Source organism: Sphingomonas sp. (assembly GCF_019242355.1).
Classification (GTDB): domain Bacteria; phylum Pseudomonadota; class Alphaproteobacteria; order Sphingomonadales; family Sphingomonadaceae; genus Sphingomicrobium.
Genome location: NZ_JAFAVR010000217.1, coordinates 1 through 9,642, shown reverse-complemented (window position 1 = coordinate 9,642; position 9,642 = coordinate 1). Strand labels below are relative to the sequence as shown.

The following is a 9,642-nucleotide window of genomic DNA, read 5'->3' as shown; positions in this document are numbered from 1 at the left end:
TTGCATTTGAAAACGGCAAATTCCCGAACGAGTAAATCATCACAAAAAGGTACAACAGAGAGGCAACTCCACGGCCGACCTGCAGCCATCGCCCCTCGCTGCGCAGAATTTCCAACCCGCAGCCGCGAGCGCACATGGCTGCGAAGATCATCCCCGCTAGACTTCGTATGAACGCGAGTTGTAGGAGAGGAACGCGCGATCCGATGTGATGGATAATGCCGGTTTCAGAGGCGAATAGGGCAGCCTGAGCGATCATCAGGCATATTGCCCAGCGCATCGGTTGGAACAGGCGGTTCATTTGAAGTTCTAAGCCACAGCCGATCCGGCCTCGCTCACGCATGGCCTTTGCTGCGGAGGCGCCTTCGGGTGTCCACGGCGTAATGCCCCGGCGCTCGGTTCTGATCCGTATTTGGCACCATTGTCGCCGCGAAGCGATCCCAGTCCTCCGTATTCAGATCGGATATATCTTCAACCGCAAAGCTCGGCTGACGGTAGCATTCATGCCGAAGAGGCTGTAGTTGAAATAGTGGGTTTTTTGTACTGAAGACGATTGGCGTGTGTGTACGCGTCAGACGAATGTTTGTGAAAATTGGGCCTAACCAGGAGTCTGATTCGATGATACCTTCAAAGGACTGGTACGGCTGCAGTTTGGGAACATTGCTGACACCGCGCGATAGCAGCGCCCAACCCGGCGCCGTTTTCGCGAGGTAGCCACTCCAGATCTGGACCGTGCCGGGCATTTTGCCTTGGGCAAGGAACGTCGGCGCGAGCTTCCCGATTTCCTCGGTGGGCGCGGAACGTGCGAATGTCTCCGTAAAATGGGGGAATTGTGCCGCGTCTCGCAGAGGATACGAAGAGGCAGCGCCCTCGTACGTCCAGAAGATTTCAACACCGTCCCAGATCAGCGTGAAGGTAAGCGGCGGAAACATGTACCAGCCGAAGGCTGAGGCGCTCGCGATGGCCTCGCAGTACCGGTACGCATGAACAGGTAGGGTGCCGTGAGCGGAGCGATCCGCGCGCTGCGGGGCCGGCGCACCGGGGATAAGGCGAAAGAAACGACAGATTGTGCTCGGCGTCGACTCCGCCATTGCGGTACTCCGGCCCGCGTCGCTTAAACGTCGCTTACGTCATCTGCTGCGGCGTGGCACGCTCGTTCAGCTATGGTCCGGCTTGCGGATCGCCGCTGAGTCCGAGGTCCGGTTTGGCAGCTCGAAGGGCGGAAACTGCCCGGTGATCCCGCCACTGTCGCCGAGGCGAACCGTGCCGGGCATAATCCGCGCGTCGGGAAGCCCCAGTGGCGGGAGCGTACGCGCGATCTTGACAGCTTTCATTAGTACCATCCTCCATCGGCGCGGGCTCAATTGCCCACAGCCGTGCCGAGGAGGCTGGCACGGATCAGCGCAGCCGGCGGCTGGGCCTAGACGGAAAAGAAGCGGAAATCGCCTGAGTGATGCCTCTGTCCGAAAGGGGAACGCCCGCCCTGGCGAGCGCGTCGGAATAGATCTCCCCGAACGGCCACGCGCTACCCGGGAAGCGGCGCCGATTCTCTTCGACCGTGAATCCAGGTTCGAGCTGAAGCAGCTGATGTACGTGGCAGCGAGCTTCGTTCTCGCGACCGGCTTGGACAAGCGCGACGATGAGCAGCCGGTAGGCCGCTGAGTACGACCTATTTTCTCGGATGCAACGCAAGGCGAACTCGATAGAGCGTTCGTACTGCCGGTGCGAGAGATGCGCCAAACTTGCGCCCCCGCTAAATGCGCAAACGAGCGGATCATAGGGGGAGAGCGCCATCGCGCGATTGACCTTCTCGACAGCGAAAGCTCCGTCTCCCCTGTATGCGTGTGCGTTTGCACTCCAGAGCCACGCGCGGGCGCAGTTTGGATTCAGGCGCAGCGCATTCTCAAAGCAGGTGAAAGCTCTTTCGAAGTCTTTGAAGAGGAACGTCGCGACGTGGCCCTCGACGGCAAACCCCATCGGCTCAGTCTCGTCGTATTCTATCGCGAGCTTCGCATACCGATCGGCATCTGCGGCATCTTGGGCAGAATCCGGCGACCACCCTTGTCCGACGCGCATCACGTGCCAGTACGCGCGCCACGCGAGCGCGGTCGCATAGCTTGGTTCGAGCTTGATCGCGCTCTCAAAATGCTTTCCCGCCGACTCAAACACAACTCGGCTCGGGTTGTGCATCGCTTCCTGTCCGCGAAGCAGCAGATCGTACGCGTTCTGATCTTCCGGCCGCTTGATTCGAATGCGCTTCAGTTCAGCCGAACGGACATATGGTGCGACCGAGCGCACGACCCGCGCGGCGAGTCGATCCTGTACCTGAAGCATGTCAGAGAATAGTTCGTCGAAACGCGACGTCCAGAGTGGGATGCGCTCCCTAGCGTCTGTGAGCTCTACAACGAGGCGGAGCCGATTGGCCTCAACCCGAAGACTACCCGAGACGATGTACCGAACCTCAAGTGCTTCGCCAATTTCTGCGACTGCCAGCCGTTCGTGCCGGAACATTCCGGCCGAAAGCCGGGACGTGACAAAAAGGCCTGGCACACGCGACAGCAGCTCGATCAGGTCTTCGGTCAAGCCTTCAGCGACATGCTGGTTGCTTCGCTCCAGAGACAAGTCTTTGAACGGAAGCACCGCAATGGATGGCTCAAGCGTCTTCGGTGCGACACAGTCCCTGACCGATAATGGCAAGGCGGACGTATGAGGAGACCCAATCGCCGGCGCTTCGGCGGTGCTTCCGCCCTTTGCGGGCTTAGTAGCGAGCCGTCGGATGTTTGCCTGCATCCGGATCTGTTCAACGAGCGCTGTAGTCGTAGGCGACGGTTGCAGCCCGTAGTTTGCGCTCATCAGCTGACGAAAGCGCTCGTATTCCCGTATAGCCTGTGATCTCTCGTCAATATCGACGAAAGCGGTTATTAAAGTGCGCACCGCAAATTCGTGCGTGGGCGTGATGTTTAAGAGCTTCCGGGCTGCACCCGCTCGCAGTTCGGGTGCAGAGTTGTTTCCCACGAGATCTTTAAGTTCGGTTTCAAGCTTCTCGTGCCATCGACTCTCGAACCGGCTGCGCTCGCCGATCAGCCATTGATCGAAAGATGTAGAAATCCCATACAGGTCTGCCAGAAGTAGATCGGACGGCGCCGGGGCTTCGAAGGCATCGATCCAGCAGCTTCGGGCGTCAAGTTGGATGGTTTTCTGATCCGCCTCGATCGCAAGCGTCCCGAGCCCGTCCAAGTCGTTCAGCGCGTGCCGTAGGCTGTCCCTCGCCTGTTTTTCACCCGATCGATCCCAAATGAGGCCCGCAATGCGAGTCCTCGGCAGTCGCTCCCCGACTGATAAGCAAAGATAACCCAGGACTGCTTGCGTTTTCCTAGCACTCGGCAGCACGTTGCGCTGAGCCACCTGGTCGACCAAGCGCATCGTCCCTAACAGATACACGGACGAGAGCAGCTCAGAACCCAGTTCCGAACCCGGCTCTCCTTTCAGCCGCGGGGGTAGTGAGGCAAGGATACTCAAAGCGATGCTCCAGAGGAAAACGGTCCGGGCGGTGTAAGGCCAGCGGACGAGCGTACCGCAGTTTTCCGTGTCCTTTCCGGGAATTTTCCGCCTTTCCGAGGTGCCGATTGACTCAGATGCTCCCAACTTATCCAGGAGGGGAGCGTGGCGGCGAGCGGGGGAGAAGCGGGTCTCGGTCAAGACACCCGCGTGCGCAGTCCGAAGACGGCGCAGCGCACCAAAAAAGCTGAGACGGAGAGCTATTCCGGTCAGTCGACGCTAGTTTTGCGCAACATTTTCGTCGGCGGCCGGCGGACGAGCGCGCGGCTCGAGCCCGCCCTTTGGGATGCCCTCCGCGACATAGCCGAGCGTCAGAACCGGTCGATGTCTGAACTTCTGACCGAAATCGAGCGCGAGCGTTGCACGTCAGGACTGACTGCTGCTATCCGGGTTTACGCCGTAGAATTCTATCGTGCTCTTGCTGATGAACGAAAATCGAGTCTTCTGAAGATCTGGTAATGGAAAATATATTTAGTATCTATGTCGCCCACTTGAAAAGCACGAGGCGCTTCGGCATTATTTTCGAATCTGAAGTCGGTCGGCGCCAGCACCTCGGTCAGCGCGTTGGGGCCGAACGCGTCGACATACCCGAAGGCGGTGCCGGCGAACCCGTCGATGGTGAGCGTCGCCGCGCCGCCGCCCTGGATCGTCGAGCTGTAGAGTTCGCTCGGGAACGTGCCAAAGCTGACCGTGCCGGCCTCCAGCGCCCCCGCCACCCCGAGGTAGGTGTTGGAGACGTTCAGGCCATCGAGATACAGATTGGCGATGTCGTCGTAGCTCGACGGGTTGCCGGCAAAGGACGTGTTGCTGACCACCGCGGTCGAGCCGTTGACCGGCACCCCATTGGTCCAGTTCGCCGCCGTGCTCCAGCGATACAGACCCCCCGACGATGTCGTCGCCCGAAACTCGTAGCCATCCGGTCTCCCGCCCGCGGTGACGAATGATTCTACCCCGTATAGAACCGTGCGCAAACATATTTGCCCGGGGAATGCGCGGCACCGACGTTTGTGATTTGAGGTCGTGTCCCTGTGGGTGGTGTAGGAGCTGTGGGTAAGTAGCCCGTCGCCGTGGACCGCCACGAGTCAGGCGGCGGCGGGCTACTTATCCACAGCGGTGGTCATCGCGGATGTCTCCGGTAGGGTTTGGTCGCCAAACCGATCAACCTGGACGGAGAACCCGACGATGACCGATGAGATGATGAGCCTTTGCACGCTGCTGGAGAAGAGCTCGGATGCCGATCTGCTGCGCGAGATGGTCGGTTTTGCCGCGCAGCGGCTGATGGAGCTGGAAGTCGAGAGCCTGACCGGCGCCGCGCATGGCGAGCGCAGCCCGGAGCGGATCAATCACCGCAACGGTTACCGCGACCGGATCTGGGAGACGCGCGCCGGCGCGATCGAGCTGCGCATCCCCAAGCTGCGCCAGGGCAGCTACTTCCCGGCCTTCTTGGAGCCGCGGCGCATGGCCGAGAAGGCGTTGGCCGCGGTGGTGCAGGAAGCCTACGTCCAGGGTGTCTCGACCCGCTCGGTCGATGAGCTGGTCCGGGCGATGGGGATGACCGGCATCTCCAAGAGCCAGGTCAGCCGGCTCTGTGCCGAGATTGACGGCAAGGTTGCGGCTTTCCTCAACCGCCCGCTCGAAGGCGACTGGCCCTATCTCTGGCTCGATGCCACCTACGTCAAGGTCCGCGAGCACGGGCGCATCGTGTCGGTCGCGGTCATCGTCGCGGTGGCGGTCAACGGCGATGGCCGGCGCGAGGTGCTGGGCCTCTCGATCGGTGCTTCCGAGGCCGAGACCTTCTGGACCGAGTTCCTGCGCTCGCTCGCACGCCGCGGCCTACGCGGCGTCAAGCTGGTCATCTCGGATGCGCATGAGGGGCTCAAGGCAGTGGTTTCAAAGGTGCTGCACGCCTCGTGGCAGCGCTGCCGCGTGCACTTCATGCGCAACGTCCTGGCGCACGCCGGCAAGCAGGGCCGACGCGTCGTCGCCGCCTTCATCGCCACCGCCTTCGCCCAGGAAGATGCCGAGATGGCGCGCACCCAGTGGCGCCAGGTCGCCGATCAGCTCCGGCCCAAGGTCGCCAAGCTCGCCGTCCTGATGGACGAGGCCGAAGCCGATGTGCTCGCCTTCATGAGCTTCCCCAAGGACCACAGACCGAAGATCCACAGCACCAATCCCCTGGAGCGGCTCAACGGCGAGATCAAGCGCCGCACTGAAGTGGTCGGCATCTTCCCCAACGAGGACGCGATCACCCGGCTCGTCGGCGCCATCCTGCTCGAGCAGAACGACGAATGGCCGTGCAGCGAGCCCGCTACATGACGCTGGAAACCATCGGCCCGCTGAGCGACGATCCCATCGTCAAGCTGCCCGCCGTGGCCGCCTGACGACACCGGCCAACCCTGCCGGAGAGCGCGGTTTCACCACCGCTCTTACACCACCCCTTGGGGCACGATCCAGGACCGCCCGCCACCGACCTGCTCAGCTTAGCACAGGACCTTAACGTGACAATGCCTCGGCGTGATATGAAGCGGCGCTCCGGCTCATGCGCAAGCTGCTGCGCAAACAGGGTTTTGCGCCGAAGATGCTGGTCACGGACAAGCTGCGATCCTACCGCGCGGCATTGCGAAGGTTGGGACTGACCTGCCGTCATGAGCAGGGTTTGCGACTGAACAATCGAGCCGAGAACAGCCATCAGGCGGTCCGGCGACGCGAGCGCAAGATGCAGCTTTTCAAGTCTGCGAGATCGGCACAGCGATTCCTCAGCATCCATGCCGCCGTCCACAATGTGTTCAACCTACAACGTCACCTGATTTCCAGATCGACCCTGCGGAGCTTCAGAACGGAAGCCGCAGAGCAATGGCAGCACGCGGTCGTGGCGGCCTGACTACCTCCGATCAGACTACCTCGTTTTGTCCCGGGTTGGTTCTCGTGACAACACCTGCCCACGCCCGACCGAACGACAGCAGCTCGCGATACTTGGCGGGCTAGCGGTGATTAAATTCAAATTCCTGAATCGCAAGCGTTTCCATCAGGCTCTCCTCGGAGCCGAATAGGGACACAGCGTTCAGATTGTATTCGTTAAGCTTTGATAGAACTTTCACCCGTTCTGAGCATGGAATCGTAAATTTGAATAGAAGATCTTGCTCGCTTTCAGAGAGATCGAAGACGGCATCATGGTGAGCAAAAAACCACGTCGGCAGCTTTGTGGTCGTATTAAAATATGCGCACAGGGTATACGTCGACCGTTGCGAAAAATGCCGACGATGAGTTTTGACATGAGGACCGAAGACATAAATCATGGGATGACTGCTCCCGCTTACCTTAACATTCTTTGGTCTCTCGGCGTAGGCATATAGCGCCACCTTCTCCCGTTTACCTTGACGGAAAGCGAAATACGCCGCCACGTAAGGCGAGCGGGTCCAATCGAGAAGCGGTGACGGAAATCCGTGGTGCCGGAGATATGCCATGTAGCTGTACGCCGGCAACTCGCCAAAGCTGAGCCTTAGGTTGAAGTTATCGTATTCCGCTAAGTCGGCTCGAAGTTTCTCATCATCTGGTGAATCCCAGTCACGCCCCGTGAATACCTCAATTTCAGTTTTTACACGGAGTATGCGCGCATAGTAATCCTTTACCGATATTCGTTCCTTCCGACGCTCTAAGGTTGTAAGAAGCGGCCACGATGCATCCTCTTGGCCGCGATATAGCCAGCCCGTAAGACCGGCTGAAATTTCAGTCCTAAGGGCTCGAAGACGCTCCTCGAATTCCTCCCAGCTCGCTACGGCGATCTCTTTCACCCGTAGCTTCCCGTGTTGCCGCGAACGGCTCAGCCAAAGCGCTTATTTACGGCGGGTGGGTAGGGTGTCCGCGCCCTTCTGCACGATGTAGGTCATTGAACCGTGGGGTTTCTCGGACAAGCCGCCCGCTCTCGGCGTCGGTGCTCTATCCGACGACGCGTTGATCGAGCCAGGCAAGGGGACGCCCCTACCACTCTCGGAAGTCGTTCCGCCGCTAGAATCCTTGCTCTCGTCCGTCATGGAAGCGCCCTACCGAGGAGGCCGAATTTCGTTGTCGCAAGGATTAGGATGGTCCCGGCGAGGGCGCAAAACAAGCTCCACAGCAGATACGAGACCGCCAGAGCGCGGCGCTTATAGCGCCGAAGGTTCTGGTCGCGGTTGAGCGGGATCACCTCCGCGAAATCCGCAAGGAGCTGGTCCCGCAGGTCGACCGCAACCGCTGCGTCGAGTTCATCCCCGACGAGACCGCGGCCGCGATGATAAGCGGCCAGCGCCCGCGCTCGCTCGAGCTGCGCCGGCTCCGGGCCCACCCTTCGATAATCCCGACGACGCGTAGCAAGGGCGAGCAGCACCAGCACGCCGACCGCAAGCACCGCCGCGCCGACCAGCAGCAGGGCAACGAGAACGGCGGGCCAGGCGCACCCAAGGACCGAAAGCCAGTACGTTTGCCCTGCCGCATCGCGGCAATTTCCCTGAACCTCGTGCCATGCCGGAAGCTGCCCGGCGGCATAATTCAGCGCCGCGATGATCAGTCCTAACGCCGTCGCGAAGAATGGAAGCGTGCGGTGAACATCTTCCTCGGCGCCGACTTCCTGACGATAGAAATCCTGGTACATCGCCAACAAAATATTTCCGGCCTTCTCACCGACCGCAGCTTCTTCGGCAGGCGTATGCGGGGTACCTAAGCCTTGCACTTCCTAAGCCCTTACCGCGGTGGCGAGTGAGGAATAGCCTTTCGCCCCTATCGCGGCAACGCCCATGAAAGGACCCGGTTGAGATCAGCTCTGCTCTAACACCGGCCGAAAGGCGTCGCCAAGCGCACATTAACAATAATAAGGGGCCAGGGTAGTAGTTAATATAAAAATTAATTACCGAATTAAAAAGCCCGAGTTTGCAAGCACCACGTCGCGCTAGGCAGGTTGAGAGAAAGATGCCGCGGGTCGCCAGGAATTAGGAGATTGGCGATACAAAACCCAATCAAAGGAAGGCTCCCTCGCTTCGCGTCCCCACGGTGCGTATCGCGCAGCATATAGAGCCGCTGCGCGGCGGGTACCAGAGCAGGGACCGATGGCATTGTCACGTTAACGGACTCGGTGCGACCCCTTCTGTCCTGCTTCCCTAGTTTCGGGGCAGGACAATAGGTGCGCTCAGCGCTTCGCCAACCCAGGACCGCCCGCCACCGACCTGCTCAGCTTAGCACAGGACCTTAACGTGACAATGCCGACGCGAGTGGAAGCTGCAACGGTTTAAGTCCCCGGGGATCAGCGCAGCGCTTTCTCAGCGTCCATGCTGCCGTATACTACACCTTCAATCTCGAACGTCACCTCGTCTTCCGCTCGACGCTCCGGATCTTCCGAACGGTGCGGTCGAGAACTGGAGCAGAGCGACCGCCGCAGCGTGACGCTCAGACCAAAACCGGGAAAAATCGTGTCGTATTCCCGAAGTGGTAGTGACTCAGTCTGAGTCACTACCCCCGAAGTTGACAATGCCGTCTCCCGAGGACCACGATCAAAAATCGCACGCGACAGCGAAGCCGACAAGCAACGGGCCGCCACTCGGTTCGGACAAATTAATGTCGCAGGATGCGTTGCGCCAGCAACGAAAGCGGCCGCTTCGGGGCGCGCGCCGGTTCGAACGACTTGAGCCGCAGGCGGTTACGGAGCACCGGCTCGGTCGCACCACGCGGCCCAGGCGCGACGCAAGCCGATTCCGAGATTGCGCCCGAAGAGCGCGCGGTTGCAGAGGGGTGAATTGCGCATGCGGTCGCGCAGCTGCGACCGCAAACTGCTCAGCAAATCCCAATCGTGGGCGGTGCGGACGGCGCGCTGCACATAATCACGTTCCGACTGAGCCACGAACTGCGCGAGCCCCAGATTGGACAGGTGGCTCACGCCATGCCGAGCCGCGAACGTTTCCCCGTTCATCGCGATTCCGGGAACCCCCATCCACAATCCTTCCAGAAGGGTGACGCCCCCGCAATACGGGAAGGTCTGCAACGCCACATCGACCTCGTTATAGGCGGCGAGGAAGGCGCTGTGCTCGCAGGGGCCGGAAAGCACAATGCGGGACGGCGCGA

The 9,642-nt window shown here is 60.4% G+C and carries 9 protein-coding genes and 3 pseudogenes; 4 read left to right on the top strand and 8 right to left on the bottom strand.

Annotated elements, in window-relative coordinates:
* The 4 genes from JOZ79_RS10770 to JOZ79_RS10755 form a co-directional block, all read right to left on the bottom strand.
* Nucleotides 1–298, bottom strand: a 298-nt coding sequence (locus JOZ79_RS10770; RefSeq protein ID WP_294073990.1) for a hypothetical protein, incomplete at its 3' end; no start/stop codon positions are given.
* A 34-nt stretch (nt 299–332) separates the two neighbouring features.
* Nucleotides 333–1,088: a DUF6065 family protein gene (locus JOZ79_RS10765; RefSeq protein ID WP_294073988.1), complete on the bottom strand. Its 756-nt coding sequence runs from the start codon at nt 1,086–1,088 to the stop codon at nt 333–335.
* Between the two features lie 66 nt (nt 1,089–1,154).
* Complete coding sequence (locus JOZ79_RS10760; protein ID WP_294073986.1) at nt 1,155–1,331, bottom strand: hypothetical protein; 177 nt, start codon at nt 1,329–1,331, stop codon at nt 1,155–1,157.
* Nucleotides 1,332–1,395: 64 nt separating this feature from the next.
* A complete protein-coding gene (locus JOZ79_RS10755; protein ID WP_294073984.1) occupies nt 1,396–3,696 on the bottom strand; it encodes a BTAD domain-containing putative transcriptional regulator in 2,301 nt (766 codons plus the stop codon).
* Between JOZ79_RS10755 and JOZ79_RS14150 the strand changes: the two genes are divergently transcribed.
* Nucleotides 3,661–4,014, top strand: coding sequence for a ribbon-helix-helix domain-containing protein (locus tag JOZ79_RS14150; RefSeq protein WP_366514815.1), 354 nt, complete (start codon nt 3,661–3,663; stop codon nt 4,012–4,014). The genes JOZ79_RS10755 and JOZ79_RS14150 overlap by 36 nt on opposite strands.
* Here JOZ79_RS14150 and JOZ79_RS10750 read toward each other — a convergent pair.
* Nucleotides 3,963–4,394: a hypothetical protein gene (locus JOZ79_RS10750; protein WP_294073982.1), complete on the bottom strand. Its 432-nt coding sequence runs from the start codon at nt 4,392–4,394 to the stop codon at nt 3,963–3,965. The two genes, JOZ79_RS14150 and JOZ79_RS10750, sit on opposite strands and share 52 nt — an antisense overlap.
* A 343-nt stretch (nt 4,395–4,737) precedes the next feature.
* On the opposite strand from JOZ79_RS10750, the pseudogene JOZ79_RS10745 reads away from it, so the two are divergent.
* Both JOZ79_RS10745 and JOZ79_RS10740 read left to right on the top strand, forming a co-directional pair.
* A pseudogene (locus JOZ79_RS10745) lies at nt 4,738–5,936 on the top strand (IS256 family transposase).
* A 143-nt stretch (nt 5,937–6,079) separates the two neighbouring features.
* Nucleotides 6,080–6,436: pseudogene (locus JOZ79_RS10740) on the top strand (DDE-type integrase/transposase/recombinase); the annotation flags it as partial.
* Nucleotides 6,437–6,536: 100 nt separating this feature from the next.
* Here the strand turns inward: JOZ79_RS10740 and JOZ79_RS10735 are convergent.
* A complete protein-coding gene (locus tag JOZ79_RS10735; RefSeq protein WP_294073980.1) occupies nt 6,537–7,346 on the bottom strand; it encodes an FRG domain-containing protein in 810 nt (269 codons plus the stop codon).
* Nucleotides 7,347–7,582: 236 nt separating this feature from the next.
* Entirely contained in the window at nt 7,583–8,260 is a 678-nt protein-coding gene (locus JOZ79_RS10730) for a hypothetical protein (RefSeq protein WP_294073978.1), read from the bottom strand.
* 564 nt (nt 8,261–8,824) lie between these two features.
* Between JOZ79_RS10730 and JOZ79_RS10725 the strand changes: the two are divergent.
* Nucleotides 8,825–9,016 (top strand): annotated as a pseudogene (locus tag JOZ79_RS10725) (hypothetical protein); the annotation flags it as partial.
* A gap of 204 nt (nt 9,017–9,220) precedes the next feature.
* Here the strand turns inward: JOZ79_RS10725 and JOZ79_RS10720 are convergent.
* The coding region (locus tag JOZ79_RS10720) for a hypothetical protein (RefSeq protein WP_294073976.1) at nt 9,221–9,642 on the bottom strand (422 nt) is incomplete at its 5' end.

Coding starts and splice junctions, on each gene's coding strand:
- JOZ79_RS10765 (WP_294073988.1), bottom strand. CDS start 1,088: ATGGCGGAGTCGACGCCGAGCACAATCTGTCGTTTCTTTCGCCTTATC.
- JOZ79_RS10760 (WP_294073986.1), bottom strand. CDS start 1,331: ATGAAAGCTGTCAAGATCGCGCGTACGCTCCCGCCACTGGGGCTTCCC.